Here is a 26812-nt window from a genome sequence, read left to right as displayed (position 1 = left end):
GGGCACGTGCCCACTCTACGGCGGAGACCGCCCGCGCAGGCGGGGCAGTGACGATTCAGCGTCCCGCGTCGGCGAGTTTCGCGCGGAGCTGGAGCACGGACTTCGTGTGGATCTGGCTGACGCGGCTCTCGGTGACACCGAGGACGTTGCCGATCTCCGCCAGCGTGAGCCCCTCGTAGTAGTAGAGGGTGACCACGGTCTTCTCGCGCTCGGGAAGGGTGTTGATGGCGCGGGCGAGCAGTCGGCGCAGCTCGCGGTCCTCGGCGACCTCGACGGGGTTGTCGGCCGCCGTGTCCTCCAGCGTGTCCATCAGGCTGAGCCGGTCGCCGCCTTCCCCGCCGACATGCAGCAGTTCCTCCAGCGCCACGACGTTCGCCAGCGACAACTGGCTGAAGACGGCGTGCAGTTCCTCGACGGCGATGCCCATCTCGGCGGCCACCTCGGTCTCCGACGGGGTACGCCGCAACTGCGCCTCCAGCGTCGCGTACGCCCGCTCGACGGCCCTGGCCTTCTGTCGTACGGAGCGCGGGATCCAGTCCAGCGCACGCAGTTCGTCGATCATCGCCCCGCGGATGCGCGTGATGGCGTAGGTCTCGAACTTGATCGACCGCTCGATGTCGAACTTCTCGATCGCGTCGATGAGCCCGAAGACTCCGGAGGAGACGAAATCCGCCTGCTCGACGTTGGACGGCAGTCCCACACTCACCCGGCCGGCGACGTACTTCACCAGCGGCGAGTAGTGCAGGATCAACTGCTCACGCAGCCGCTCGTTGCCCGTGGTCTTGTACGACCGCCACAAGGTGTCGAGCGCCGAGGGGGCGGAGGGTCGCACTTCGCCGCGGGCCGCGGGGGGCGCCACGGAGGGCGCCGCCGCACGGTCGGACCCGGAGGTGTGCTGGGGCATGCGTTGCCTTGAGCCGTTCTGCCGTGAAGTGAGGGGAGGTACGTCTGGGCCGGATTCCTGGTGAGCGTAGCGTGACACCACGGTCGCGGTGTGCGAGGAGGCGGGGCTGGGGCCTGTCCGGACAGGCGCTGTCGGCCGCCGCCGGGATTCCGCGATCCGGCGCCGACACCGCGGGTATCGGCCGCTGTCGCGCCGCCGGGAGAACTGCGATGGTCATCTGCCTCACCTTTTCACCCGAATGCCCCAGGTCAAGGACCGGCTCGCCGCGTACCGCCGTCGCGTGTCGCCGGCGGCGTCAACTGCCAGCCGTCACGGTGCCGTTCGACGAACCCGAGGGAGTGAAGTTCGTACAGCTTGCCGAGAGCCTCGTCGGCCGTCGTCGCGACCTCCCGGGCGATGTCCCGCCCACCGAGGGCGCCTCGGGCGGGCAGCGCGTCGAGGATCCGTCTGCCGAGGGGATCGAGCAGGTCCCTCGCCAGAACGGGACCGCGCCTGGCGGGTGCGAGGTCACCCATGTCCCCCACCAGCTCGGCCACTTCGGCGGCGTCCGTGACCAGCACGCCTTCGCCTCGCAGCAGTTCATGTACCCCAGCGGAGAGCCCGCTCGTCGCCGGACCCGGCACTCCCATGGTGAACCGCCCGAGCCTCTGCGCACCGCGGGCGGTGACCAGTGAGCCACTGCGGTACTCGGCCTCCACCACGACCGTTCCCCGGGTGAGTGCCGCGATCACGCGGTTGCGCAGGACGAACCTGCTGCGGGTCGGATGATCACCGGGTGCCAGCTCCCCCACCACCAGCCCCTGTTCGGCGATGCGCCGCACCAGCTCCGCGTGTCCGGGCGGGTAGACCACGTCGACGCCGCAGGCCAGGACCGCGACGGTCGCGCCGTCGGAGGCGAGGGCTCCCCGGTGGGCGGCTCCGTCGATTCCGTACGCCGCGCCCGACGTCACCACCCAGCCCCGCTCGGCCAGCCCCGATGCGATGCTCGCCGCCATGTGCGCCCCGTACGGCGTGCAGGCCCTGGCTCCGACGACAGCGACGGAGCGCAGGGCCCAGAGCCTCAGATCGGGCCTGCCGCGCACCCACAGCCCGATGGGGCGTGACGTACCCAGGTCGTCGAGTTGAGTCGGCCACTCCTGGTCGCCGGGACAGACGAACCGGCCGCCGATCCCGGCAACGACCGACAGATCACGTTCGGGGTCGGTCGCCGCCGCGCGTGCCCGAAGGCCACGGATGCGGCGTGGACCGATGTCGGCCAAGGCCTCGTCGTCGGCTCCCTCGGGGCAGGTGAGCAGTTCCATCAGCCCTAGGGCGCCGTACTTGCGCAGCCACCGCCCGCCGTTCTCGTCGCCCGGCTCGATCACGCGTGTCAGGGCGGCCCTCGCCAGTCGCTCGTCGGTGCCGATCTCCGTCGTCATGACACGCCGCCGACCGTGGCCCCGGCGCCGCGTGCGATGCCGGTGCGCAGTTCCAGCGCCATGGCCACGTCCCGTCCGTCAGGGCGGTCGCGTCCGGCGAGGTCCGCGACCGTCCAGGCGACTCGCAGGACCCGGTCCAGGCCACGGGCCGTGAGGAGGCCCCGTTCGAGGTCCCGCTCGGCGACGTCGAGTGCCCCAGGAGTGGTGAGCCACCGAGTACGCAGTTCGTGACCGGGCACCTCGCTGTTGACCGTCCACGGCGTCCCCGCCAGCCGCTCCGCCGACCGCAGCCGGGCCTCCCTGATCCGCTCGGCGACGACAGCCGTGGTCTCACCCCGGCCGCCCCGTCCCATGAGATCGGCACGGTGCACCGGCTGGACCTCCACCCGCAGATCGACCCGGTCGAGCAGGGGACCGGACAGCCGGGACTGGTAGCGCCTGATCGCGGAGGGCGGGCACTCGCATCCGGCGCCGTGCAGGGTGTGCCGCCCGCAGGGGCACGGGTTGGCGGCAAGAACCATCAGGAAGCGGGCGGGCAGCCGCACGACTCCGGCGCTGCGCGCGATGACCACCTGCCCCGATTCGAGGGGCTGGCGCAGCGCGTCGAGAGCCTTGCCCGAGAATTCGGGCGCCTCGTCCAGAAAGAGCACGCCCTTGTGCGCCAGGGACACCGCTCCTGGCCTCGCCAGCCCGTTGCCGCCTCCGACGAGGGACTGCATGGTGGCCGAGTGATGCGGGGCGCAGTAGGGCGCCGTACGTACGAGCGGTTCGCCGGGCGGCAGGATCCCGGCGACCGAGTGCACCGCCGTGACCTCCACGGACTCCTGTCTCGTCAGCGGCGGCAGCAACGCGGGCAGTCGCTCGGCCAGCATCGTCTTGCCCGCTCCGGGCGGCCCCTGCAGCAGCAGGTGGTGTCCACCCGCCGCGGCGACCTCCAGGGCCGTACGCGCTGCCCGCTGCCCCGCCACGTCGGCGAGGTCCGGGCAGTGCGCGTCCCGCTGCCCGAAGCCGGGAGCCAGGCCCGTCCCCACCCCGGCGCCGGGGACCATCAGACCCGCGAGCATGGGATCGGGGCGGCCCTCCTCGGTGACCGTCGGCTCCTCGGGCACCGGATCGCCGGTCAGCACCGCGATGAGCTGGCGCAGGCTCCGCACGCCCAGCACGGACACTCCCGGAACCAGCGACGCCTCGCCCGCTGTCTGCTCCGGCACGACCACCTGCTGGTAGCCGGCCTCGGCCGCCGCGAGGACGGCCGGGAGGATGCCTCGTACCGGACGGACCCTGCCGTCGAGCCCCAGCTCCCCGATCAGCACCAGGTCGGCGATGGCCCGCGCCTCGATACGCTCGGCCGCCCCCAGGACGGCGACCGCGACCGCGAGATCGAAACCGGATCCGCTCTTGGGTACGGAGGCCGGGCTGAGCCCTACCGTGAGCTTCTTCTGCGGCCACTCCGCGCCGGAGTTCACGACAGCAGCCCTGACCCTGTCGCGGCTCTCCGACAGGCTCTTGTCGGGCAGCCCGACCAGGGTGAAGGCCGCCACACCGGGTTCGAGATCCGCCTGGACCTCCACCACCACGCCCTCGACACCCACCAGCGCCACCGAGCACGCACGCGCGAATCCCATCAGGCCACCCCTCGGGCGTGCTCGACCACGGGAGCGCCGCGTCTGGGCAGCACCACTCCGATCAGGTCGATACGCACCCCGCCCGGGGGCGGTCCGCCGCACGCCTCCAGCCAGCAGGCGGCGAGGCGCCTCAGCCGGTCGACCTTCACCGGCGTGACCGCGGCCATCGGATGCTCGAAAGAGCCTTCCCTGCGGGTCTTCACCTCACAGACGACGAGCACGTCCCCGTCGCGGGCGACGATGTCGATCTCGCCCGTCCTGCCACACCGCCAGTTGCGGTCCAGCACGGTCATCCCCGCCGCCGCCAGCCGTCGCGCGGCCAGCCCTTCGCCGTACCGCCCGAGTGCCCCCGTCGCGTTCATGTCGGCACCACCTCCGGCACCGACTCTGAGGCGAAGACCCGTAGCGAGTGGATCTTGGTGGACAACTCACCGGTTGTGGATAACTCCGTCACCCACCAGCGCCCCAGGAGTCACACATGCCTCAGGAGACACAGCAACCCCGACCACCCCAGGCCCCACCCGCACCACCCGAACCGCCCTCACCACTCGCACGGCCCTCACCACCCGCACCGACCGCGCGGCCACCCCTCACCCGCTTCAGCCGCCCGGCAGCTCCAGGTCGCTCTTGTTCAGCTCCTCGATATTCACGTCCTTGAACGTGAGTACCCTCACCTGCTTGACGAACCTGGCAGGCCGGTACATGTCCCAGACCCACGCGTCCGCCATCGAGACCTCGAAGAAGACCTCGCCCTGTACCGAGTGCACCTGCATCTCGTAGTCATTCGTGAGATAGAAGCGTCGTTCGGTCTCGATCACGTATTTGAAAAGACCGACGACATCGCGGTACTCCCGGTAGAGCTTCAGCTCCATCTCGGTCTCGTACTTCTCGAGGTCCTCGGCGCTCATGGCATGTTCCCCTTCAGCCGTACGTCCCCCTATTGTGCTCCGGCCCCGTGCGCCCCTAGACGATTTCAGAGGCGAGAAGCACCGGTGCACCCGGAGGACCCTCGTCGAGCAGCGTGCGCAGCAGCCCGGCGAGCCTGGTCGGATACACCGTCTCACGCGTCGTCGACAGTTCGGCGGAGGTCCACCACCTCAGCTCCGCGACACTGCGCCGCTCCAGCTCCGTCAGCCCCTCGACGGTCGTCTCGGTCTGCGCCGTACGTGCCAGGAAGTACCACTCGTCCTGGTCCCAGCGCCGCCCGTCGAACGGAAAGGAGCAGGTACGCCGCCAGAGGACCGGCCCGAGCTCCACCTCTGTGATGCCGGTCTCCTCGGCCAGCTCGCGGAGCGCGGCCTCCTGCCGCGTCTCGTCGCCCTCCAGGCCGCCGCCGGGTGTGAACCACCAGTCGTTGGCCGGGTCGGCCGGCTCGTATCCGCGCATCAGCAGAATGCGGTCGTCCGGGTCGAGCAGTACGACCCGTGCGACCTTCCGCGGCGCGTCACCGGACACCGGTCGACACCTCCCCGTCGGTCCGCCCCGCCGGCCCCGTGCGCCGCGGCCCGCCCAGCCGCCGTACGACCGGCCCGTACGCCGCGCCGCCCAGGATCAGCAGCGCCCCGAGGGCCACGGAGCCCACCACCAGCGTCACGGGCCCCGGCTCCGACACCCCGCCGGGCAGCGCCGCGAACCCCTGCGGGCGCTCGATCAGACCGCCCAGCGGCCACGCCACGGCGTCGATCCGCGCGGTCACCGTCGAGCGGGGCACCGACCCCTGCCCCTGGTCCTGGAGATGGACCCGCGAGTCCAGCGACCCGCTGCGTTCGTCACCGAGGAGGAACAGCTGTCCCTTCGGGACCGTTGCCCCGAAGCCCGTGGTCGACGCGAGCCCGCCCGGCATCCGCTGGACGTACGGTTCCTCGATCGATTTCCCGTTGACCGTCAGGCGCCCCTTGGAGTCGCAGCAGGCGACCTTGTCGCCCCCGACGCCGACGACCCGCTTCACCATCGGCATGTCGCCCCACTGCGCGTCCTTGAAGACCACGACGTCGCCGCGCCGCACCTGGTCGCCGGATATCCGCTGCGCCAGGACCCGGTCGCCCGCCTTCACCGTCGGGTCCATCGAGTCCGTCGGCACGGTGTACGGCTGGTACTCCACCGCCCCCCAGACGAACCCGCCGAGAAAGAGCACACAGCCGACGGCCACGGCCAGCCCCGACAGCACACTGCCGAGGCGGCCGTGGCCGCCGTTCGTACGTCCTGTTCCGCTCATCCCAGCCGTCCCCCGTCCCGGAGAATGATCATCGCCGGATCGGCGATCTGGGACGGCACCCTACCCGGCGGTACGGCCGCCGGTCAGCCTCCGCCTGCGCCAGAACACCAGCGGTACGGCGCCGGCGACGCCGAGCACGGCCGGGGCCCCCGCCGTCGCCACAGCGGCCGCGTTGAGGCCCTTCTGGTCGAAGGTGTCGGGCACGGGCAGCGTCGACAGCCGGTCGAGCGGCCAGGCGATGACGATCGCGCGGCCGACGACCTCGTCCGTGGAGACGGTGCCGTGACCCGGCAGTTCCTGGTGGTAGCGGGAGTCGAGAGAGTTCTGCCGATGGTCGCCCATCACCCAGATCCGGCCGTCGGGCACCGTGATCGGTCCGAACGGTTCGTCGTCACAGGCGGTGTTTCCGGGGAAGATGTACGACTTCTCGTTCAGCGCCTTCCCGTTGATCTGGACGCTGCCGCCCTTCTTGCACTCCACCGTGTCGCCGCCGACCGCGATGACCCTCTTGATGAGGTCCTTCTCCTCGGAGGACGGCATGAGGCCGATGAAGCTGAGGAACTTCTGCGCCACGTTGGGCTCGGGGGCCTCCGTGCTGTCGAGCCAGCCGCCCGGGTCGTGGAAGACCACGACCTCGCCGCGCTCGGGCTCCGCGCCGAACCACGGCGTGAGCTTGTCGACGAGCACCCGGTCCCCACGCTGCAGCGTGTCCTGCATCGAGTCCGAGGGGATCGAGAACGCCTGTACCAGGAAGGTCTTGATCAGCAGCGCGAGCAGCAGCGCGATACCGATCAGCAGCGGCAGTTCCTTCCAGAACGAACGCGGCTTCTTCACGTCCGAAGCCCCGTCGTCTCCGGGATCGCCGCCCCCGGGCCCACCGTCCGGCCGCTCCAACGTCTGGTCCTTCATCTCTGCGGACGCGCCTGCGGATGGGGTCTCCGCGGCGGAACCGGCAGAACCGACGGAAGGCTCGGCGAGCTGCTCGGGCCTGTCCTCGGGCTCACCGTGTCCGGATCGTGCGCCGACGGCCAAATCCCCCACATCCACTCCTCACTCCGTGCAACCGCCCGCTCCGGAGACGGAGCAGGCCCACCACTCCCATAACGAGCGGGAGTTCCGCAGGGGTCGGGAGCAGGATCATTCCGTTCGGATCCTGAGAGGACACACTATTCGACGGGCCGAGCGCCGTGGTCGGTGCGGCGCGCGCGTCCGGTACGGAGGCGTACGTCTCCGGCTCCTCCAGCCGCCGCCAGTGGCCCAGTGGCCAGGCGATGACGACGGCCCGTCCGACGACCTCGTCCTCCGAGACGGTGCCGCGGAACTTCTCGTCGAGATGGAAGCGCGAGTCGGCCGAGTTCGACCGGTGGTCGCCCATCACGAAGATCCGCCCCGCTGGCACCTTCACCTCGAAGTCGAGCGTGGACGGCGGGTTGCCGGGATTCAGATACGGCTCCGTCAGCGGTACCCCGTTGACGACGATGCGCCCGTCCTTGTCGCAGCACTTCACTGTGTCGCCGCCCACGGCGACGACGCGCTTGATCAGGTCCTGCTCGTCGGCGGACGGGAGCAGTCCGATGAAGGTGAGGACCTGCTTGACCTGCTTGACGACGATCGGGTCGTCCGCGGGCGCCTCGGTCTCCTCCTCGAGCCAGCCGCCGGGGTCCTTGAACACGACGACGTCGCCGCGCTCGGGGCGGGAGCCGAACCAGGGCGTCAGCTTGTCCACGAGCACCCGGTCGTCGATCCGGATCGTCTGCTCCATGGAGCCGGAGGGGATCACGAAGGCCTGGACGAGGAAGGTCTTGAGCACGAGCGCGATCAGCAGCGCCACGGTGATCAGGAGCGGGATCTCCGTCATCGCGGAGCGCCGACGGCGGCGTTTCACCTTGCGGGCGAGCCTGCGCCGCTCCGCGCGCCCCGGCAGGGCGCGTTCCGCGGTGGGTCTGGTGCCTGTCGGCAGCCGGGTGTCGGACCGGTGGCCCCCGGGCCGTCCTCGGTTACCCATGGGCGCCGTCCGGGCCGGTTACGTCCCTGAAGGCGTCGGAGCGCTCCAGCGAGGCCCAGCGGCCCAGTGGCCAGCCGATCCAGTCCACCCGCCCGATGACCTTGTCCACGGGCACCATGCCCCCACCGGGCTGGCCCAAGTGGTCACGTGAGTCGCGGGAGTTGCTGCGGTGGTCGCCCATCACCCAGAGCGTGCCGGCGGGTACGACGATGTCGAAGGGCGCGCTGGAGGGCGCGTCGCCGAAGTACAGGTACCGCTCGTCGACCGCCCGGCCGTTCACCTCGACCTTGCCCCCCTCGTCGCAGCAGACCACCCGGTCTCCCCCCACGCCGATCACGCGCTTCACGAAATCGGTCTCGGCGGGCTCGGCGAGACCGAGGGCCGCCGCCGCCCCGTGGGCGACCCGGGTGACGGGGTTCTCCCGCACCGGCTCCTGGACGAAGGACCCGGTGCCGTCGAAGACGACCACATCACCGCGCTGCGGCTCGGTACCGAAACGGTACGCCAACTTGTTGACCAGCACCCGGTCCCCGACCTGGAGGCCCGGCTCCATGGAGCCGCTGGGGATCAGAAAGGGCTGCACGACAAAGGCGCTGAACAGCAGGAGAGAGGCCGTACCCAGGACGCCCAGGGCCGCGGCCCTGCGCCACGAAAGGCCCCGTAGAAGTCCCGAGAATCCCGGCATACGCACGGAGCGCGACCCCTCTTCATTCCCTGTGGCGGGTGTGGAAGAAGGGTCGCGCTCCAAGTGCTGTGGTTCGGTGTCCATCGGGCTCAGAGCTTATCCGGCCGTCCGGTGGAACCGTGCGCGAGTTCGAGCCTCGGCTCAGTTGTCGCGCTTCTCCTTGATCTTCGCGGCCTTGCCGCGCAGCTCACGGAGGTAGTAGAGCTTGGCGCGACGTACGTCACCACGGCTCACGAGCTCGATCTTCTCGAAGATCGGGCTGTGCACCGGGAAGGTGCGCTCGACGCCGACGGAGAAGGAGACCTTGCGGACCGTGAAGGTCTCACGGACGCCCGAGCCCTGTCGGCGGATGACAACACCCTTGAACTGCTGGATACGGGAGCGGTTGCCCTCGATGACACGTACGTGGACGTTCACGGTGTCGCCGGGACGGAAAGCGGGGAGGTCGCTGCGCAGCGACGCCGCGTCTACGGTGTCGAGCAGGTGAGCCATGATCGTCTGCTTCCTCGCTGATGCCACAGGTCATCAACGGAATGTCGAAAGGAAAATTCGGAGCGCCGTTCGCGTCGGGTGGGCGTCGTTCCCCCTGTGGCAGGGGCGCGCACCGGACGTACGGCAACGGCTCATTCTTCCACGGCCTCGGGCCTGCGCCAAAATCGGCCACCGGGCTCCGGGGCCCAGCCCATGATGGAGAGCGTCTCGCGGTCCTTCTTGTCGAAGGCCGCGGCGTCACAACGCTCGATCATGTCGGGCCTGTTGAGCGCCGTACGACGGAACGCCTCGTCCCGCCGCCACCGCGCGATCTTGCTGTGATGACCGCTGAGAAGGGTGTCCGGAATGACACGCCCCCGCCACTCCGGGGGCTTCGTGTAGACCGGGCCCTCCAGCAGATCGGCCATCGCTCCGGGGGCGAAGGAGTCGTCACGATGGGACTCCGCGTTGCCCAGGACGCCGGGCAGCAGCCGTGCGACCGCCTCCATGATGACCAGTACGGCGGCCTCGCCGCCGGCCAGGACGTAGTCGCCGATGGACACCTCGTACACCGGCATCCGCGTCGCGTACTCGTCGACGACGCGGCGGTCGATGCCCTCGTACCGGGCCGGTGCGAAGATCAGCCACGGCCGCTCGGAGAGCTCGACGGCGAGTTCCTGGGTGAAGGGGCGGCCACTGGGCGTGGGAACGACCAGGACGGGGCGGTGCGCGCCCGCCTCGTAGCCGTCCGCGATCGCCTCGTCGAGGGCCTCGCCCCAGGGGCCGGTCTTCATCACCATGCCGGGGCCGCCGCCGTAAGGGGTGTCATCGACCGTGTTGTGCCGGTCGTACGTCCACTCCCGGAGGTCGTGCACGTCCACGTCGAGGCGGCCACGCGCGCGTGCCTTGCCGACGAGGGACACGTTCAGCGGTTCGAGGTACTCCGGGAAGATCGTGATCACGTCGGCCCGCAGGGTGGCGGTGGACGTCATGACGACTCGCCCTTGCCCGCACCGTCGGGGCCGGCACCGCCGGTACCCTCGGCGGCCTCCGCGCCGTCCCCGCCGTCGGTGCCGGCAGCGATGACCGCGTCGCCGTCGATGAGGCCGGGCGGCGGGTCGATCACGGCCCTCTGCTCGACCAGGTCGATCTCGGTCACGATCTCCTCGACGAAGGGGATCATGACCTCGGTGCCGTCCGGCCGCTCCACGATGAACAGGTCCTGCGACGGCAGGTGCGTGATCTCGGTGATCCGCCCGACCTCGGTACCGTCCGCCAGGACGACGTCCAGGTCCATGAGCTGGTGGTCGTAGTACTCGTCCGGGTCCTCCGGCATGTCCTCCGGGTCCACCTCGGCGATGAGCAGGGTGTTGCGCAGGGCCTCGGCGCCCGTACGGTCGCTCACCCCGGCGAAACGCAGCAGCAGCCTGCCGCTGTGCACCCGGCCGGTCTCGATCGTCAGGGGGCCCGTGGAGGCCGGTTCGGTGGCGAGTACGGCTCCGGGGCCGAGCCGCAGCTCGGGCTCGTCCGTGCGCACCTCGACGGTGACCTCGCCCTTGATGCCGTGGGCACGGCCGATCCGCGCGACTACCAACTGCACTTGCACACGCCCCTGTTCTCCAACTTCTGCGGCTACTCCGGCATTGGCGGCGGCGGAGCGACGCCGCGGCGTTCCGCGTCCGCGCCACGAAGACGACAAAGACCGGGGAGGGCCATGGCCCTCCCCGGCCCGTGCCGGTTCACAACTCTGTCAGCGGACCTGATCCACATCGACGAGGTCGACGCGGATACCACGGCCGCCGATCGCGCCCACGACGGTGCGCAGGGCGCGTGCGGTGCGGCCGTTGCGGCCGATCACCTTACCGAGGTCGTCGGGATGGACCCGTACCTCGAGCACACGGCCACGGCGCAGGGTGCGCGAGGCGACCTGCACATCGTCCGGGTTGTCGACGATGCCCTTCACGAGGTGCTCGAGAGCCTCCTCGAGCATGCTCAGGCCTCGGTCGGCTCAGCGGCGGGCGCCGAAGCAGCGGCGTCAGCCTCGTCCGTCTTCTTGTCGGCCTTCTTCGCCTTGGGGGTGATGGCATCACCCTTGGGCTCGTCGCCGTCCTTGGCGAGGGCCTCGAAGAGGGCACGCTTGTCGGCCTTCGGCTCCGGCAGGAGCAGCGGCGCCGGCGCGGGCAGGCCCTTGTGCGCCTGCCAGTCGCCCGTGAGCTTGAGGATCGCGAGAACCGGCTCGGTCGGCTGGGCGCCGACGGACAGCCAGTAACGCGCGCGGTCCGAGTCGACCTCGATACGCGACGGGTTCTGCACCGGGTGGTACAGGCCGATCTCCTCGATGGCCCGGCCGTCACGGCGGGTACGGGAGTCGGCGACGATGATGCGGTAGTGAGGCGAACGGATCTTGCCCAGACGCTTCAGCTTGATCTTGACTGCCACGGAAGTGGTCTCTCCTGGATCTTGACGTGGTTGGGCACATCGCATGCCGCGTGGGGTTGCGGTACTCGTGTGCCCGATGGACGCGTCAGCCGGAGGAGAGAGGGGTCCTGTGCGACTGTCGAGTACAGCTGGCCATTGTGCCACACGCCTCGGGCGCGCCGCGCCCCGCCCGACCGGGGCGGCTCCTGACGGGGGCGACTCCGGGGCCGGGCGGGCAACGGTGGTGCTCAGCTCGCAGCGGCGACCACTTCCGGAATGCGGAACGGCTTGCCACAGCCGCCGCAAACGATCGGGGCCTGGGCGAGGACCGACGGAACCACGCGCACGTTACGGCCGCAGTCGCAGACCGCCTTCACGCGCACCCCGCCGCCCGACGAGCCGTGCCGCGCGGCGGGACCGCGGAAGCTGCGCTCGGTGTCGGACGTCGTCGCGACCGTGTGCGCCGCGAGGGCGCGCTGGAGTCGCTCGATGGTGGGGCGGTAGCGCCGTCTCGCCTCGGGGTTGAGTGATACCAGCGAGAAGCCGCTGCTGGGATGCGGCTCCTCGGAATGGTCCAGGCCCAACTCCTCGGCGATCGCGAGGAATCGGCGGTTGTGGTAGCGGCCTGCTCGGGAGGTGTCGCGGACACCCCGGGCGGCGGCGATGCCATGGACTGCCTCATGAAGCAGTCGCTCGAAGGAGAGCTCGGCGCCGCAGGCGGACGACGACTCTCCGATCAGGGACTCTGGCGCGGCAAGATCGGGCAGCTCGGTGTGGTGCCGCTGAATCTCGGCCCACGCCTGCGCCAGCTCTGCGGCGAGAACAGGTGGTGTCGTGCTCACGTCGTGAACAACGAGCCTGAAGCCTCCCGGGTTCCATTCCGGGGCATCCCAAATATTTTGCACGTACCCGTCAGTTGCCATTGATGCGTCCTGACGAGGGCGGGTGCGTAGATCTGTGGAGAAGCCTCGCTTCTCGCCACAAGGCGGTACGTAGCACTGGCTACGTCTGGACGCGTAGGAGAAATACGTACACCAGATCGAGCCCATGCCTGGCTGCGACCGTTCGGGCAGCCGTACCGATGTCCACGCCGCTCAGGCCTCCGTAGAAGGGCGGTACGGGGCGGGACCACAAGAACGACATTAACGGGCGCGCCGCCGATCCCCGGCATCGGCCCCGCCCGGGGCAGGCCGCGCGGATTCACCCGATACCGGCGCGGGTGATGGGGAGTTGAGGGGTCACGCCCCGGCGGCATCACCCGTTCGGCCCAATCTCCAGCGACACCCGTCCACGGCCCTCGTGAGCCGTTCCGCCTTGCCCGTGCGGGCTCCGCGCAGGGGCACAGTGGCGGCGTACGGGGCGCGGCCAGCGGCGATTCGGCGGAGGCTCGCACCGTAGGGCGACAACGTTCGGTGAGAGCGATTTTTCGTGCGCCGGGGCGCACGACCGGAGCACACAAGGATTGCCCGCGAACCACTGGACGCGGGCACGGATGCGGAGTTCCCTGGCATACGGGGAACGAAGGTGCGCACGTACACGGGGGCTGTCAATCAGGGCACAAGGACCTCTCGCCGGATTGGGGCGCTATCCATGACTCGTACGCTCGTCCAGCACCACCAGCAGCAGGTGAACGCGGCCTCGACAGACCCTTCTACAGAGGCGTGCGAGCGCGCCCGTGACTGGGCCGAGATCCAGGAACGGATGCTGGTGCCGCTCTACGAGGCGGTGTACGAGCGTCTGGAGGTCGGCCCCGGCACCAGGCTGCTGGGCCTCGGCTGCGGCTCGGGACTCGCCCTGCTGATCGCCACGGCCAGGGGCGCCCAGGTCACCGGCGTGGACGCCGACCAGGAACGCGTGGCGCTGGCCCGTGAGCGGCTCGTCCACGACGTACGCCCCATGGCGCACGCGACATCCTCCACGGCGCCGGGAAGGGCCGTGGCCGCTTCGCCGTCGGCGTCGTCGGGGGCGTTCGGCGGCCGGGCCCGAGCGCGCGTACTGACGGGCGGCGCGACCGCTGTCGCCGAGGCGGAGCGCCCTTCCTACGACGTGATCACGGCGTTCCAGCCCATCGGTGTCGCCACCGGCGACTCGGACGGCCTCGGCCCCGCGCTGGCGGAGGCAGTACCGATGGCGGACCGCGGCACCCCCGTGGTGCTCGCCGGCTGGGGCCCGCCGGAGCGCTGCGCGACGTCCGGCGTCCTGCGAGTCGCGGGGCGGCTGACGGAGCGGCTGCGCAAGGGTGGCGGCTACCGTCCGCCGCTCAGGGACGACCTGGAGGACGTGGCGGCGCGGGCCGGGCTGAAGCCTGACGGTTCGGGGCGCGTGTCCTGCCCGTTCGGCTACGCCGGCATGGAGAGCGCCTTGCGCGGGCTGCTGTCGACCGGAGTGTTCGACGCGGCGGTGCGGGCGACGGATCAGTCGCAGGTGGAGAAGGAGATAACCGAGGCCCTCCACCCGCATGTCCGGCGCGACGGCACCGTATGGATGCCCAATGTCTTCCGCTACCTGATCGCGCGCACGCCCTGACAAGGCCACATGTGGCTTGAACACGGTGCCACCCCGCCGCGGGCGCGGCGGGGTGGCACCGTGCCGTAGTCCGCGCCGCGAGCCGCCCTTGGTACCGAGGACCGCGGCGCGCGGCAGCCGTCGAGCGCGCAGAGAGCACGCAACCAGACCACGCGAAAGACATCCTGAGGACACTCTTGTCAGTATCCAGAATACTGGTTACTGTCCCTTCCGTGACCGGCTTCGATGAACGCTTCCTGACCCGCAACGGCCTCGCCGCCCGGCAGCTCGCCGTCCTGCTGCTCAACCACGAACCGGACACCCGCCTGCCCCGCGTCCGCGACTTCGCCGAGGAACTGGGCGTCGGCAACGGCACCGTCCAGGCCGCGCTCCAGCTCCTGGAAACGGCGGGCGCGATCCGTACGACCGCGCGCGGCCACCTCGGCACGTTCCTCGTCGATTCCGACCGCTCGGTCCTCTGGCGGCTCTCGGGGCTCGGCACACTCCTGGCAGCCATGCCGCTGCCCTACTCGCACCGTTACGAGGGGCTGGCCACCGGACTGCGCGCCGCGTTCGAGCAGGCCGGGGCGCCTTTCGCCATCACGTTCATGCGCGGCGCCGGGGCCCGCACCACCGCGTTGATCGAGGGCAAGGTCGACCTGGTGGTCCTCTCGCGCTTCGCCGCCGACCGGCTGATCGAAGAGCGCCCCGTGGAACTGGTCGCAGACCTCGGGCCCGGCACGTACGTGGGAGCGCACGGGCTGTTGCTGCGGCACGGCGTGACCCTGGAGACCAACGGACTACGGGTCGCCGTCGACCACGCCTCCGAGGACCAGCGCATACTCGCGGAGCGCGTCTTCGCCGGGCGCGCGGACATCACGTGGGTCGAGGCGTCGTACATGCAGCTGCGCGACCTGTTCGCGCACGACCGCGTCGACGCCACCCTGTGGAACCTCGACGAGGTCCAGGACCGGCTCGGCGCCGGCGTGGACGTACTGCCGCTGGGCGACGAGGTCACCCGCGACCTGTCGCTGCGCAACTCCAGCGCCGCGATCATCGGCAGGACCGAGGGGGCGAAGGCGCTCGGCGCCGTACGCGACTCCCTCGACCTCTCGCTCATCACCACCTGCCAGGCCGAGGTGCTGCGAGGTGAACGCGCCCCGTCGTACTGACCGTCCGCCCGACGTACGGAACGTCCGGCCCCGCCCCGACGGGGCGGCGCCCCTCGGCCCCGCAGAAAAAGAAGAAGCCGAGCCTCTGCTCAAAATCCAAAATCCTGGTTACTGTCGTATCGAAGGAAGGGACGACCATGGACGACCAGCTCGCCCTACGCATTCAACTGTTCCGAGAGGGCGGCCAAGTCCGGCCCGAGGCCGCCGCGTTCGTGACGGCCGAGCTGGACGCCCTGGCCGCCGAGGGCCGCACCGTCACCGAGGAGACGGCCGGCACGCTCACCAGCCACCTCATGATGGCCCTCACCAGGCTGCTCGACGGAGAGCCGATCGCGGACTTCCCCACCGACTCCGAGATCGCCGCCGAACTCGCCGGGCACCCGGCCGCGGTGGCGCGGGCACGCGCCGTCTCCGTACGCGCGGCATCGGAACTCGGCGCGCCCCTTCCCGACTCCGAGATCAACTTCCTCGGACTGCACCTCGCCCTGCTCGACCAGAACTCGCCCCCACGGCGCGAGACATGAGACATGAGAAGGAACCAGCCATGACGAAGATCCTCACCGGCGGCGTCGGCAAGGCCGAGGTCACCGAGACCGTCAAGAAGCTCGGCCTCGACGGCATCGAGATCGTGGTCTCCAACGACATGGACGCCGCGATGAAACTCCGCGGCGGCCAGGCCGACTACTTCCTCGGCACCTGCCACACCGGCGCCGGCGCCTCCCTCGGCGTACTCGTCGGACTGCTCGGCAAGCCCGCCTGCCACACCTTCGGCCGCTCCGTGCCCACGGAGGACGAGGTGAACGCCCTGCTGGCGGAAGGCAAGAAGGTCTTCGGCTTCGCCATCGACCAGATCGACGTGGTCGCCCCGCTCATGGCCCGCGCCATCGCCGCACGCGGCTGACGGCCCCGTACGAACCCGCAAGGGCTCGACAGACCTCGTAAGACCCCGCGCCGGGCCAGGCCCCGCCGGGCACTGAGGAGTGAATCCCGTGAACAGCGTCCTCGCAGCGAGTTCGACCGACCTCGATCTCTCGCTGGCACAGCAACTGACCGTGATAGCGCTGTGTGCGCTGACCGCGTTCATCTCTCATATGGCACTGGCCGTCTTCAACGACGGCGTGCGCCCCTTCATGCTCGACTTCATCCAGGGGCGGTCCACGCGCAACGCCACCACCGCCGTGTCCTTCGGCCTCTCCGCCGGCTTCATCTTCGGTCTCGGCGCCCCAATGGCGCTGTCCACCGGCGTACTGAACCCGTGGCTGGTCTTCCTGCCCACCGACATCCTGGGCATCCTGTCGCCCAAGAAGTGGATCGCGCCGCTGCTCGGCGGCGCGTGGGGCGCCGTGGTCGTGTTCGGCCTCAACGGGGCCAACAGCCTCGCCCACGACCTGCCCGTCGACTTCCTGACCGCGCTCCAGCAGATGTCGACGCCGATCCTGTTCCTGTTCACGCTCTTTCCGGTGCTCGCCATCACCAAGCAGTTCGGGCGGCTACGGGGCGGGATAGCCGCGGTCGTCGAGCTGGCGCTCGTCGTGATGACGATGAAGGTCTGGCCCGACATCTTCCCCGGCTCCATCGCGATGGCCGTCGGAGTCCTGACGCTCATCGGCTTCGCCGTCAACAAGGACATGGCGCAGCGGAAGTTGGACCGGGCCGAGGCGGCGAAGGCAGCCGCGGCGGGCGACTCGGCCCAGGAGGGGAAGAACGGGGCGACGGACGACGCGGAAGATCCGATGGCCTCGCTCTTCAGCGCGAGCGCGCTGCGGCTGCGCCGCCATCTGCCGCTGTTCATGCTGCTCGGGGCGGGCGTCTGCGTACTGGCCCAGTCGCATGTGTTCGGCGGTGGTGAGGCGACGAGCTTCCTGATCGCCAAGGGCGACTACGCGGAGGCCGCCCAGGTGGACTTCTACCGGGCCTTCGGCTTCGTACCGCTGATCGCGACGACCGCGCTCGCCTCCGGCGCGTACGGCATCGCCGGCTTCACCTTCGTCTACCCCATCGGCTACCTCATGCCGAACCCGTTTCTCGCCGCCATCGTCGGCGCGGCGGTCTTCGCCATCGAGGTGCTGGCGCTCTCCGCCATCGGCAAGGTCCTCGGGAAACTGCCCAGCGTCCGCGACTCCTCCGAGCATCTGCGCAGCGCGATCGGCGACGCCCTGGGGCTCGCCATCCTCTTCGGTTCGCTGATGGCCGCCAACGTCATGGGAGGGGGCCTCGGCATCCTCATCGTGGGCGGGCTCTACCTGCTGAACGAGTCGATGGGCCGCCCCGTGGTGCGGATGGCAGCGGCGCCCGCCGCGGTCATCGTGGGCGGCGTGCTGCTGAACGTCCTCTATTGGATGGACCTGTTCACTCCGATCAAGGGGTAGGGGGCGCCAAGGGACTCGCCGTAACGAACACGCATCACACAGGAAGGCCCCCCGCACCATGCAGCACCCGGACTCCGGCACGGCACCCGACACCGGTGACGACGCGCGCCGGCCGCGCCATCTGCGCACCGTCACCGGCCCGTTGCCCGTCTCCGCCGTACTCGGCCCCGTGCTCGCCCACGAACACCTGGTCCTCGATCTCGACCGCGCCGGAGACGGCGCGGCGGTTCTCGACGCGGACCTGCACGGGGCCGCCGTCACCGCGGAACTGGCGGCCCTGCGCGAGGAGTACGGCCTCGGCCTGGTCGTCGAGCTGACCTGCCGCGGCATGGGGCGCCGTCCGCACGCCCTGGCCCGGATCTCCGCGGAGTCCGGGGTGCCGGTGGTGGCCGCCACGGGCTGGTACTACGAGCCGTTCCATCCGGCGGAGCTCGACGGGGCGGGCGTCGATGAACTGACCGCGACCCTCGTACGGGAGATCGACGCCGGATTCGGCGACACCGGAATCCGGCCCGGCGTACTCGGCGAGATCGGCAGCCACGGCGACACGCCGACCGAGCCGGAGACCCGCGCCCTGCTGGCCTCGGCGCACGCCGCCGTCGCCACGGGGCTGTCGGTGGCCACCCACGCCCAGCTCGGCCACGGCGGTCTCGCCCAGTTGGAACTGCTCACCGGCGCCGGTCTCCCACCGCACCGGATCTCGCTGGGCCACCAGGACCTGCTCGACGCCCCGACGGTGCACCGTGAGCTGGCGGCGAGCGGCGCGTACGTCGCCTTCGACACCGTCGGCAAGGAGAGCTACCAGAGCGACACCACGCGGCTGCGGCTCCTGCTGGCCCTGTTGGAGGCCGGCCACGCCGACCGCGTCCTGCTCAGCTGCGACATCTCCCGGCACGCCTATCTGCGGTCGGAGGGCGGGCAGGGTTACGGGCATCTCTTCCGGTCCTTCCTGCCCCGGGTGCGCGCCGCCGGCGTGGACGATGACTTGATCGATCTGATGACACGGCGCAATCCGCTCCGGTTCCTGACCGGTGCGGACACGAAGGAGAACCACTGAGATGTCCGTACAACTGCCGCGGACCTTCCCCCTGACGACGATCCCGCTGGACGACGCGGTCCGGATGCAGTTCAGGCTGCTGGAGTGCGTCGCCACGCGATTCGAGGGGCAGCAGCTCTTCGAGGCGGACGCGGGTGTGGTGCCGGACCTGGGCCGGCCCCGTACCACCGCGCGGGTCGAGTCGGTGCTGGCCGACTTCTTCGGCGCCGAGGACGCCGCCCTGGTGCAGGGCGCGGGTACCGGTGCCATCCGGGCCACGCTGCAGGGCGCCGTCGGCGCCGGTGACCCGCTGCTGATCCACCGGGCACCGGTCTACCGCACGACCGCGGTGACCCTGCGCGGGCTCGGAGTCCGCACCGTCGAGGCGGACTTCAACGACGGCGCAGCGCTCCGCCGGGCCCTGGACTCGGGTGAGTTCGGGTGGGCGTACGTCCAGCACAGCCGGCAACGGCTCGCCGACTCGTACGACGCGGGAGACGTCCTCGCGGCCTGCCGCGCCGCCGAGGTGCGCACGATCGTGGACGACAACTACGCGGTAATGCGCGCCCCGTTGTGCGGAGTTGAGCTGGGCGCCGATGCCTCGTGCTTCTCGCTCTTCAAGCTGCACGGGCCAGAGGGAGTCGGCGCCGTCGTCGGGGCGGCCGACGTCGTCGCGCGCGTGCGCGCCGACAACTACTCGGGCGGCGGTCAGGTGCAGGGCCACCAGGCGCTCGACGCGCTGCGCGCCCTCACCCATGTCCCCGCCATGTGGGCCGTCCAGTCGCAGGTCGGCGCCGAGATCGCCGACCGGCTCGCCGCCGGGGAGGTGCCCGGTGTGGCGGAGGTACGGATCGCCAACGCGCAGGATCGCTGTCTGCTCGTACGCCTGGACCGCCCCGTCGCGCGTGAACTGCCCGCCGCGGCGGCGCGGTACGGCGCCGCGCCGTACCCCGTAGGCTCCAACTCCCGCTACGAGATCGCCCCGCTCTTCTACCGGATGTCCAGCTCGTCCCTCGACGACGCTCCGGAGCTCGCCGACCGGACCGTGCGGATCAACCCCATGCGGGCCGGCGCCGATCTGGTGATCGAGATCCTCCGCCGTTCGCTGCACGACCTGAAGGACTGAACGTGTTCCTGGACGCCGTCCTGGCCCGCAACCCCGAGCTCGTCGATGTGGCGGTCTCGCTGCACAACTCCGGCACCGTCCCGCCCGATACGTACGTGATCGACGCCGACGCCGTGGAGGCCAACGCCGCGCTGCTGGCCGGCGAGGCCGAACGGCTCGGCCTGTCGCTCTGGTTCGTGGTCAAGCAGATCGGCCGCAATCCGGCGCTGATCCGGGCGATCGCCCGGCACATCCCCCGGTTCGCGGCGATCGATCCGTACGAGGCGCGGCTGCTGCACGACGCGGGGGCACGGGCCGGCAACCTCGGCCACCTCGTACAGATTCCGCCCCGTCAGCTGCCCGAGATGCTCGGCTGGCGGCCGGAGACAGTGACCGTGTTCGACCTGGCCAACGCACGCGCCGTCTCGGACGCCGCCCGGCGGCTCGGCTTCGTCCAGGACGTTCTCGTACGTCTTGAGGGCACCGACAAGGTCTATCCGGGGCAGGAGGGCGGCGTACCGCTCGCCGGGCTCGACGACTTCGCGGCGGCGGCCGAGGCGCTGCCGGGCATCAGAATCGCGGGCGTCACCGCGTTCCCCTGTGTCCTGTGCGATCCGTTGACCGGCGCACCGGCCCCCACGCAGAACTTCCAACTCACGATCACGGCGCGCGAGTTGCTGGCCGCGCGCGGGCACGAGGGGCTGAAGCTCAGCGCCCCGAGTGCCACCTCCATGGCCACCCTCCCCCTCCTCGCCGAATTGGGCGCCACGCACGGCGAGCCGGGGCACGCCCTGACCGGGACGACCCCGCTGCACGCGGTCGACCACCATCAGCCCGAACGGCCCGCCTACGTGTACGTCAGCGAGGTCGCCCACACGCTCGCCGACGGACGGCCGGCGATCCACGGCGGCGGCTTCTACCCGCGCGCCCGTATCAACGACGCCCTGCTGCCGCGCACCGGGCTGCGCCTGCCCGTACAGGACGCGCCCGCGGAGAACATCGACTACTACCGACTGCTCCAACGCCCCACCCACGCCGCGGACGTTGAGGTCGGGGACACCGCCGTACTCGCCTTCCGCACCCAGATCTTCGTCACCCGCTCGACCGTCGCGGTCGTCTCCGGGCTCTCCACCGGAGAACCCCGGCTGACCGGCCTCTACGACGCCCAGGGCCGGGCCCGATAAGGAGCCACAGCCATGAGCACCACCGTGATCCTCGTCATCGACGGGTTCGGTGTCGGCGCGATGCCGGACGCGGGAGCGCTGCGCCCCGGCGATCTCACCGCCGACACCTGCGGGCATGTCCTCGACCACTGCCGCGCGTCACTGGGCCGGCCGCTCCGGCTGCCCGCACTCGGAGCGCTGGGCCTCGGCCTCGTCCATCCGCACCCGGATCTCGCCCGCCGGACCGGCCGCCCCGTCGCCGCCGGCCGGGCAGCACTCGGCTACCCCGGAGCGGACACCTTCGCCGGGCATCAGACCATGATGGGCGCGGACTTCAGCCGGGTCACGGTGGCCCCGCTCGCCGGGCATCTCGGCGAGGTCACCGGCGCGCTGAAGTCGGCGGGACACCTGGTCGAGCCCCTGCGGGGGCAGCCGCTGCTGCTCGTCGACGGCGCCGTACTGGTCCACGACAACCTGGAGGCCGACCCCGGCATCAACTGGAACGCCTCCGGACGTCTCGACGACATGGCCTTCGACCGGATCCTCTCCATCGCCCGTACGGTGCGGGCGGTGGCGCCGGTCGCCCGTGTGATCGCCGTCGGCGGCCACGCGGACGGGGCGCTCTCCACGTACGTACGTGAGGGTGACGGCGGCACCGTCGGGCTGGACACGCCTGCCACCGGCTTCTACCGCAACGGCGGGCTCCAGGTGCGGCATCTGGGCGTGGATCTCGACCACACCGGGCAGCTGCCCGACGTCGCCGCCCGTGCGGGCCTGCCTGTCACCCTCGTCGGCAAGGCGGCGGACATCCTGGCGTGCGAGGCCGCCGTTCGGCGCCCCGCGGTCGCGACGGCGGAGGTGCTGGAGCACACGTTGGCGGCGGTACGGGGCGGGCAGGGCGGCCTCGTGGTCGCCAACGTCCAGGAGAGCGATCTCGCGGGCCACCAGCAGGACACGGGGCGCTACGGGAGCGTCCTGGAGCAGGTCGACGTCGGGCTCACCGAACTGATGGGGCTGCTCACCGCGCCGGGCGACCGTCTGATCGTCACGGCCGACCACGGCAACGACCCGACGATCGGCCACGCGTACCACACACGCGAGTACGTCCCCGTCCTGATCCACCGCCCGGACGGCGCGGGGATCGAACTCCTGCCGGACGCCGCCACATTGGCGGACGTCGGGGCGACGGCCGCGGCGGCCCTCGGCCTGGACGCCAGCGCGCTCACGACGGGAGCGACGCTGCTCGGCGGACCGCCCGGCGCGGCGCGGTAGCCGCAGCGAATACGTCGGCGGCGCCGGGCAACCGCACAAGCGGCCCCGCGCCGCCGCCCGTCACACCGGGCCCCAGAGGCGTCAGCCCATGAACTTCTTGAACTCGTCGGGCAGTTCGAAGTTCTTGTCCGCCTCGGCCGCCGGGAGGCCGAACGCGCCACCCGCCTGCGCCGCCTCCTCGCGCCGCGCCGCCGCGGCCTGCTCCTCCTCCTTGCGCTTCATCGGGTTGCCGGAGCGCCGCTTCCCCTTGGCCTGCTTCTGCTGCTTCTTCTGCCGGCCGGGGCCGCCACCCGAGCCCGGAGCGCCGGGCATACCCGGCATCCCGCCGCCCTGCGCCATCTTCGACATCATCTTGCGGGCCTCGAAGAAGCGCTCCACCAGGTTCTTCACGGCGCTGACCTCGACGCCGGAACCCTTGGCGATACGCGCCCGGCGTGAGCCGTTGATGATGGTCGGCTCGTGCCGCTCGCCCGGCGTCATGGACTTGATGATCGCGGCCGTACGGTCGACGTCCCGCTCGTCGATGTTGCTGATCTGGTCCTTCATCTGCCCCATGCCGGGCAGCATCCCGAGCAGCTTCGAGATGGAGCCCATCTTCCGGACCTGTTCCATCTGCGCCAGGAAGTCGTCGAGCGTGAACTCCTTGGGCCCCTTCGCCAGCTTCTGGGCCATCTTCTCGGCCTCGGCCTGGCTGAAGGTCTGCTCGGCCTTCTCGATGAGGCTGAGCATGTCGCCCATGTCGAGGATGCGGGACGCCATGCGGTCCGGGTGGAACGCGTCGAACTCGTCCAGCTTCTCGCCGTTGGAGGCGAACATGATCTGCTTGCCCGTGACGTGCGCGATGGAGAGCGCGGCGCCGCCGCGGGCGTCGCCGTCGAGCTTCGACAGAACGACGCCGTCGAAGCCGACGCCGTCGCGGAAGGCCTCCGCGGTGTTGACCGCGTCCTGGCCGATCATCGCGTCGACCACGAACAGGACCTCGTCGGGGCTGACGGCGTCGCGGATGTCCGCGGCCTGCCGCATCAGCTCCTCGTCGATGCCGAGACGACCGGCGGTGTCGACGATGACGACGTCGTGGACGCGGTCCTTCGCGTACTTGATGGAGTCCTTGGCGACCTTGACCGGGTCGCCGACGCCGTTGCCGGGCTCGGGGGCGTACACCGAGACGCCCGCGCGTTCGGCAACGACGGAGAGCTGGTTCACGGCGTTGGGGCGCTGGAGGTCGCAGGCGACCAGCAGCGGGGAGTGGCCCTGGCCCTTGAGCCAGAGACCCAGCTTGCCCGCGAGGGTCGTCTTGCCCGCACCCTGCAGACCCGCGAGCATGATCACGGTCGGCGGCTGCTTGGCGAAGCGCAGGCGCCGCGTCTCGCCGCCGAGGATGCCTACGAGTTCCTCGTTGACGATCTTGATGATCTGCTGGCTGGGATTGAGCGCCCGCGAGACCTCCTCCCCGCGCGACCGCTCCTTGACCTTCGCGGTGAAGTCGCGGACCACTGGGAGCGCGACGTCCGCCTCGAGGAGCGCGATGCGGATCTCGCGTGCGGTGGCGTCGATGTCCGCCTCGGACAGTCGCCCCTTGCCGCGGAGGGTTTTGAAAGTCGCTGAGAGGCGATCGGAGAGGGTATCGAACACGGCGCTCGTAGGTCCTCAGGGGTCGGGGGCAGGGTGGATTGCTCTCCAGGGTATCCGGCCGGGCGAACACGGGGGGCCCTGCCCGGTGTGAATGCCCGTACGGGGCCCTCCGCCGCGGCGTCGCACGGCCCCGTACGGCGCCGTGCCCGCCCCGCTCCACGGCCCCTGTGGTCGGCCTCGTACGGCCTCCGCCGCGGTCAGCCGCGCAGGGCCTCCTCCACCGTCTTCGCGACCGTCGTCGCCTCCCCGTCCGTCAGGAGGGCGCCGTCGGCGCGCGTGACGTACACCGTGTCCACGACGTTCGCGCCCAGCGTGGACACGTGCGCGCTGCGGACCCGTACCGCCGCCTCCTCCAGCGCCCGCCCGATCCGGTGCAGCAGACCAGGGGCGTCCTGCGCGCGTACTTCGATGACGGTGGCCAGCTCCGAGCTGCCCGGCACCACCGTCACACGGGGCGGTGGAGCCTGTGTGCCGCGCCGCCGGGGATAGGCGGCCTCGCGCTCCGCGAGCCGGGACCGGATGTCGAGCGAACCGTCCAGGGCGCGCACGAGGTCCGCGCGCAGCCGCGTCGCCTGGGGCAGGGAGCCGTACGCCGCCGCGACCCGCCAGCTCAGCAGCAGGACGTCGGAGACCTCGCCGAGCGCCGTGGGCAGTTCGACGATGCGCAGATCGGCGGCGCGCACGGTGAGACGGTGCAGCGCGAGGACTCCGGCGGCGGCCGGCAGGACACCGGGGCGGTCGGGCAGGGCGATGAGCAGTTCGACGCCGACCGGCTCCGGTTCGTCGTCCTCCTGGGGAGGCTCCGGCTGGGTGTGGAGGGACAGCACGGGGCCGCCGGTGCGCAGCGCCTCGACGGCGAGGCGTTCCTGTTCGGCACTGGTCACCACGGGGCGCGGTGCGGCCGGTGGCTTGCCCGCGAGGGCGGCCGCGACGCGGCCGACGAGGTCCGTGACGAGCGATCCGCGCCAGGTGGACCAGGCGGCGGGGCCGGTGGCGAGGGCGTCGGCCTCGGTGAGCGCGTGGAGCAGTTCGAGGGTGGTCAGCGAGTCGACCTTCTCGGCGACGGAGCTGACGGTGGCCGGGTCGTCCAGGTCGCGCCGCGTGGCCGTCTCGACGAGCAGCAGATGGTGGCGTACGAGCGCGGCGACGACATCGGCGTCGGCGCGGTCGAAGCCGATCCGCAGGGCGACGGAGCGCGCGACGGGCTCGCCGGCCTCGGAGTGGTCGCCCGGCAGACCCTTGCCGATGTCGTGGAGCAGGGCGGCGACCAGGAGCAGGTCGGGGCGGCTCACGCGCCGGGTGAACGCGGACGCCTCGACCGCCGTCTCGACGAGGTGGCGGTCCACGGTCCAGGTGTGCACGGCGTTGCGCTGGGGCCGGCAACGGACGCGTTCCCACTCGGGGATGAGGCGGGTGATGAGCCCTTCGGCCTCGAACGCCTCCCATACGTCGACGGTCGGCTGCCCCGCGCCGAGCAGCGTGACGAATTCCTCGCGCACCGCGGCGGGCCACGGCACGGGCAGCGGGGGCGCGGCGGCGAGCCGGCGGACGACGTACGGCGAGATCGGCAGCCCGGACTGGGCTGCGGCGGCTGCGGCGCGCAGCGGCAGTCCGGGGTCGTGTTCGACGCGCGCCGTCCTGGCGAGTACGGCCTCGCCGTCCTGCTCCACGACGCCTTCGGCGAGCGGTGTCCGCTCCGGGGCGGGCCTGCTGCCGCCGCCGAGGAGGGCACGGAGCCGGGGGCGGGCGGCGCGGGAGCGCAGGACGCGGTTGACCTCGCGCCAGGTGACGTCGGAGGCGTACGACACGGTGCGCGCCGCTTCGTAGACCTGCCGCAGGAGTTCGTCGGCGTCGTCGATGCCGAGGTCCGCGGCGACGCCGTCCTGCTCCTGGAGGGCGAGCCGATCGGTGGCCCGGCCCGTCGTCAGGTGCAGGGAGTCGCGTACGTCGAGGAGCGCGCGGCGGGCGTCGGCGAGGCCTTCGCGGGGGGCGTCGGCCAGCCAGGACGCGGCGACGGCGCGCAGCGCGGTGGCGTCCCTGAGCCCGCCCCGTGCCTCCTTGATGTCGGGTTCGAGAAGGAACTGCAGCTCGCCCTGGCGCTCCGCGCGTTCGCGGCAGAGTTCGTCCAGTTCGGGAAGGCGCTTGGGGGCCTGGTTGCGCCAGTCGGCGAGTACGGCGGTGCGCAGGGCGGCGGTGGGCGCCGGGTCGCCGACGATGTGGCGGGCGTCGAGGAGCCCGAGTTGCACCTTGAGGTCCTGGCCGGCGGTCTTGCGGGCCTCGGACGTCGTACGCACGGAGTGGTCGAGGGCGAGCCCGAGGTCCCACACGGGGTACCAGACGCGGTCCGCGAGCGCGGCGATGGCCGCGGCGTCGGAGCCACCGTCGTGCAGGAGAAGAAGGTCGAGGTCGCTACGGGGGGACAGTTCACCGCGTCCGTAGCCGCCGACGGCGACGAGGGCCGCGCCCTGGACGCCCACCTCGCGGACCGCGGCGGTGAACAGCGCGTGCAGCCAGTCGTCCGTGAGGCGTGCCAGGGCGGCGCGGCGCGGCGGCCCGGACCGCGTCTTCTCGTGGAGAAGGCGCAGCCGGGCCGCCGCGTAGCCGCTGGGTCCCGAGTCGGGTTGTCCGGTCGTCTGTTCAGGGGTGGTCACCCGGCAGGTCCCGTCTTTCGGCGGGCGTCCCACGTGCGGGCCGCCCGGTTTCGCTGCGCGTCCCGTCTCCGAGCGCGCTCGGTGTCACAACTCGCGCGACGTTGTCACGAGTTGGGCGCCGGCTCGCGCTCCGTTCCCCGGAAAGCGAGCGGCGCCGGGCGCACTC

Annotated in this window: 27 protein-coding genes; 9 read left to right on the top strand and 18 right to left on the bottom strand. The window is 71.2% G+C overall.

The genetic code is table 11. The features are described 5' to 3' along the window. Positions 1-55: 55 nt before the first annotated feature. The 16 genes from whiG to ACFT9I_RS17075 form a co-directional block, all read right to left on the bottom strand. Complete coding sequence (whiG, locus tag ACFT9I_RS17150) at positions 56-904, bottom strand: RNA polymerase sigma factor WhiG (RefSeq protein ID WP_382564996.1); 849 nt, start codon at positions 902-904, stop codon at positions 56-58. Positions 905-1152: 248 nt separating this feature from the next. Then, positions 1153-2322, bottom strand: a complete 1170-nt coding sequence (gene dprA, locus ACFT9I_RS17145; RefSeq protein ID WP_382564994.1) for a DNA-processing protein DprA — start codon at positions 2320-2322, stop codon at positions 1153-1155. Beyond that, the gene (locus tag ACFT9I_RS17140) at positions 2319-3947 is read right to left on the bottom strand and encodes a YifB family Mg chelatase-like AAA ATPase (RefSeq protein ID WP_382564992.1); all 1629 of its coding nucleotides are present in this window, start codon (positions 3945-3947) and stop codon (positions 2319-2321) included. Before ACFT9I_RS17140 ends, dprA begins: the two co-directional genes overlap by 4 nt. Then, positions 3947-4309 (bottom strand): YraN family protein, encoded by a 363-nt coding sequence (locus ACFT9I_RS17135; RefSeq protein WP_382564991.1) that lies wholly within the window; start codon positions 4307-4309, stop codon positions 3947-3949. The genes ACFT9I_RS17140 and ACFT9I_RS17135 overlap by 1 nt, the downstream gene beginning before the upstream one ends. Before the next feature lie 237 nt (positions 4310-4546). Then, positions 4547-4855, bottom strand: coding sequence for a DUF2469 domain-containing protein (locus tag ACFT9I_RS17130; protein WP_003965949.1), 309 nt, complete (start codon positions 4853-4855; stop codon positions 4547-4549). Between the two features lie 55 nt (positions 4856-4910). Then, positions 4911-5402, bottom strand: a complete 492-nt coding sequence (locus ACFT9I_RS17125; protein ID WP_382564989.1) for an NUDIX hydrolase — start codon at positions 5400-5402, stop codon at positions 4911-4913. After that, positions 5392-6162, bottom strand: a complete 771-nt coding sequence (lepB, locus tag ACFT9I_RS17120) for a signal peptidase I (protein WP_382564988.1) — start codon at positions 6160-6162, stop codon at positions 5392-5394. The genes ACFT9I_RS17125 and lepB (ACFT9I_RS17120) overlap by 11 nt, the downstream gene beginning before the upstream one ends. A 60-nt stretch (positions 6163-6222) precedes the next feature. Then, complete coding sequence (lepB, locus tag ACFT9I_RS17115; RefSeq protein ID WP_382565116.1) at positions 6223-7194, bottom strand: signal peptidase I; 972 nt, start codon at positions 7192-7194, stop codon at positions 6223-6225. Then, positions 7163-8167 carry a signal peptidase I gene (lepB, locus tag ACFT9I_RS17110; protein ID WP_382564985.1) on the bottom strand — a complete coding sequence of 335 codons (1005 nt, stop codon included), beginning with the start codon at positions 8165-8167 and terminating at the stop codon, positions 7163-7165. The genes lepB (ACFT9I_RS17115) and lepB (ACFT9I_RS17110) overlap by 32 nt, the downstream gene beginning before the upstream one ends. Next, positions 8160-8936, bottom strand: a complete 777-nt coding sequence (gene lepB, locus ACFT9I_RS17105; protein ID WP_382564984.1) for a signal peptidase I — start codon at positions 8934-8936, stop codon at positions 8160-8162. The genes lepB (ACFT9I_RS17110) and lepB (ACFT9I_RS17105) overlap by 8 nt, the downstream gene beginning before the upstream one ends. A gap of 57 nt (positions 8937-8993) precedes the next feature. Next, entirely contained in the window at positions 8994-9344 is a 351-nt protein-coding gene (rplS, locus tag ACFT9I_RS17100) for a 50S ribosomal protein L19 (protein WP_023538359.1), read from the bottom strand. A 131-nt stretch (positions 9345-9475) separates the two neighbouring features. Further along, positions 9476-10297 (bottom strand): tRNA (guanosine(37)-N1)-methyltransferase TrmD, encoded by an 822-nt coding sequence (trmD, locus tag ACFT9I_RS17095; protein ID WP_382565114.1) that lies wholly within the window; start codon positions 10295-10297, stop codon positions 9476-9478. Positions 10298-10311: 14 nt separating this feature from the next. Next, positions 10312-10923 carry a ribosome maturation factor RimM gene (gene rimM / locus ACFT9I_RS17090; protein ID WP_382564983.1) on the bottom strand — a complete coding sequence of 204 codons (612 nt, stop codon included), beginning with the start codon at positions 10921-10923 and terminating at the stop codon, positions 10312-10314. Positions 10924-11073: 150 nt separating this feature from the next. Beyond that, entirely contained in the window at positions 11074-11313 is a 240-nt protein-coding gene (locus ACFT9I_RS17085; protein ID WP_003980229.1) for an RNA-binding protein, read from the bottom strand. 2 nt (positions 11314-11315) lie between these two features. Further along, positions 11316-11762, bottom strand: a complete 447-nt coding sequence (rpsP, locus tag ACFT9I_RS17080; protein ID WP_382564982.1) for a 30S ribosomal protein S16 — start codon at positions 11760-11762, stop codon at positions 11316-11318. 227 nt (positions 11763-11989) lie between these two features. Continuing rightward, positions 11990-12583, bottom strand: coding sequence for a hypothetical protein (locus tag ACFT9I_RS17075; protein WP_147878267.1), 594 nt, complete (start codon positions 12581-12583; stop codon positions 11990-11992). A 748-nt stretch (positions 12584-13331) separates the two neighbouring features. Between ACFT9I_RS17075 and ACFT9I_RS17070 the strand changes: the two genes are divergently transcribed. The 9 genes from ACFT9I_RS17070 to ACFT9I_RS17030 all read left to right on the top strand — a co-directional run bounded on the left by ACFT9I_RS17070 (position 13332) and on the right by ACFT9I_RS17030 (position 22363). Further along, positions 13332-14267, top strand: a complete 936-nt coding sequence (locus tag ACFT9I_RS17070) for a methyltransferase domain-containing protein (protein WP_382564980.1) — start codon at positions 13332-13334, stop codon at positions 14265-14267. Between the two features lie 212 nt (positions 14268-14479). Then, positions 14480-15418, top strand: coding sequence for a GntR family transcriptional regulator YhfZ (gene yhfZ / locus ACFT9I_RS17065; RefSeq protein ID WP_382564978.1), 939 nt, complete (start codon positions 14480-14482; stop codon positions 15416-15418). Between the two features lie 137 nt (positions 15419-15555). Continuing rightward, entirely contained in the window at positions 15556-15942 is a 387-nt protein-coding gene (locus ACFT9I_RS17060; protein WP_382564976.1) for a transcriptional antiterminator, read from the top strand. A gap of 20 nt (positions 15943-15962) precedes the next feature. Next, a complete protein-coding gene (locus ACFT9I_RS17055) occupies positions 15963-16319 on the top strand; it encodes a DUF2620 domain-containing protein (protein WP_354604705.1) in 357 nt (118 codons plus the stop codon). 88 nt (positions 16320-16407) lie between these two features. Further along, positions 16408-17787 carry a YhfT family protein gene (locus ACFT9I_RS17050; protein ID WP_382564974.1) on the top strand — a complete coding sequence of 460 codons (1380 nt, stop codon included), beginning with the start codon at positions 16408-16410 and terminating at the stop codon, positions 17785-17787. Between the two features lie 58 nt (positions 17788-17845). Continuing rightward, complete coding sequence (locus ACFT9I_RS17045) at positions 17846-18844, top strand: phosphotriesterase (RefSeq protein WP_382564972.1); 999 nt, start codon at positions 17846-17848, stop codon at positions 18842-18844. Between the two features lies 1 nt (position 18845). Then, positions 18846-19949 carry an aminotransferase class V-fold PLP-dependent enzyme gene (locus ACFT9I_RS17040; protein WP_382564971.1) on the top strand — a complete coding sequence of 368 codons (1104 nt, stop codon included), beginning with the start codon at positions 18846-18848 and terminating at the stop codon, positions 19947-19949. A gap of 2 nt (positions 19950-19951) precedes the next feature. Beyond that, entirely contained in the window at positions 19952-21112 is a 1161-nt protein-coding gene (locus tag ACFT9I_RS17035; RefSeq protein ID WP_382564969.1) for an alanine racemase, read from the top strand. Positions 21113-21124: 12 nt separating this feature from the next. Further along, the gene (locus ACFT9I_RS17030; RefSeq protein WP_382564968.1) at positions 21125-22363 is read left to right on the top strand and encodes a phosphopentomutase; all 1239 of its coding nucleotides are present in this window, start codon (positions 21125-21127) and stop codon (positions 22361-22363) included. A gap of 81 nt (positions 22364-22444) precedes the next feature. Here ACFT9I_RS17030 and ffh read toward each other — a convergent pair whose 3' ends face one another. Continuing rightward, positions 22445-23995 carry a signal recognition particle protein gene (ffh, locus tag ACFT9I_RS17025; RefSeq protein WP_382564967.1) on the bottom strand — a complete coding sequence of 517 codons (1551 nt, stop codon included), beginning with the start codon at positions 23993-23995 and terminating at the stop codon, positions 22445-22447. A gap of 197 nt (positions 23996-24192) precedes the next feature. Next, positions 24193-26646, bottom strand: a complete 2454-nt coding sequence (locus tag ACFT9I_RS17020) for a [protein-PII] uridylyltransferase (protein ID WP_382564965.1) — start codon at positions 26644-26646, stop codon at positions 24193-24195. Positions 26647-26812: the final 166 nt, after the last annotated feature.

Origin of the sequence: Streptomyces sp. NPDC057137, from assembly GCF_042670825.1 — a bacterium.
Lineage (GTDB): Bacteria > Actinomycetota > Actinomycetes > Streptomycetales > Streptomycetaceae > Streptomyces.
The sequence above is the reverse complement of the archived record's forward strand: the minus strand, read 5'-3'. Positions and strand labels throughout refer to the sequence as shown.

What these genes read in the sequence shown, in the direction of transcription:
- whiG (WP_382564996.1), bottom strand. Translation starts at nt 904, where the DNA reads ATGCCCCAGCACACCTCCGGGTCCGACCGTGCGGCGGCGCCCTCCGTG.
- lepB (WP_382564985.1), bottom strand. Translation starts at nt 8,167, where the DNA reads ATGGGTAACCGAGGACGGCCCGGGGGCCACCGGTCCGACACCCGGCTG.
- lepB (WP_382564988.1), bottom strand. Translation starts at nt 6,162, where the DNA reads ATGAGCGGAACAGGACGTACGAACGGCGGCCACGGCCGCCTCGGCAGT.
- ACFT9I_RS17070 (WP_382564980.1), top strand. Translation starts at nt 13,332, where the DNA reads ATGACTCGTACGCTCGTCCAGCACCACCAGCAGCAGGTGAACGCGGCC.
- ACFT9I_RS17055 (WP_354604705.1), top strand. Translation starts at nt 15,963, where the DNA reads ATGACGAAGATCCTCACCGGCGGCGTCGGCAAGGCCGAGGTCACCGAG.
- ACFT9I_RS17040 (WP_382564971.1), top strand. Translation starts at nt 18,846, where the DNA reads ATGTCCGTACAACTGCCGCGGACCTTCCCCCTGACGACGATCCCGCTG.
- ACFT9I_RS17135 (WP_382564991.1), bottom strand. Translation starts at nt 4,309, where the DNA reads ATGAACGCGACGGGGGCACTCGGGCGGTACGGCGAAGGGCTGGCCGCG.
- rplS (WP_023538359.1), bottom strand. Translation starts at nt 9,344, where the DNA reads ATGGCTCACCTGCTCGACACCGTAGACGCGGCGTCGCTGCGCAGCGAC.
- ACFT9I_RS17140 (WP_382564992.1), bottom strand. Translation starts at nt 3,947, where the DNA reads ATGGGATTCGCGCGTGCGTGCTCGGTGGCGCTGGTGGGTGTCGAGGGC.
- lepB (WP_382564984.1), bottom strand. Translation starts at nt 8,936, where the DNA reads ATGGACACCGAACCACAGCACTTGGAGCGCGACCCTTCTTCCACACCC.
- ACFT9I_RS17030 (WP_382564968.1), top strand. Translation starts at nt 21,125, where the DNA reads ATGAGCACCACCGTGATCCTCGTCATCGACGGGTTCGGTGTCGGCGCG.
- dprA (WP_382564994.1), bottom strand. Translation starts at nt 2,322, where the DNA reads ATGACGACGGAGATCGGCACCGACGAGCGACTGGCGAGGGCCGCCCTG.
- ACFT9I_RS17060 (WP_382564976.1), top strand. Translation starts at nt 15,556, where the DNA reads ATGGACGACCAGCTCGCCCTACGCATTCAACTGTTCCGAGAGGGCGGC.
- ACFT9I_RS17130 (WP_003965949.1), bottom strand. Translation starts at nt 4,855, where the DNA reads ATGAGCGCCGAGGACCTCGAGAAGTACGAGACCGAGATGGAGCTGAAG.
- ACFT9I_RS17085 (WP_003980229.1), bottom strand. Translation starts at nt 11,313, where the DNA reads ATGCTCGAGGAGGCTCTCGAGCACCTCGTGAAGGGCATCGTCGACAAC.
- ACFT9I_RS17045 (WP_382564972.1), top strand. Translation starts at nt 17,846, where the DNA reads ATGCAGCACCCGGACTCCGGCACGGCACCCGACACCGGTGACGACGCG.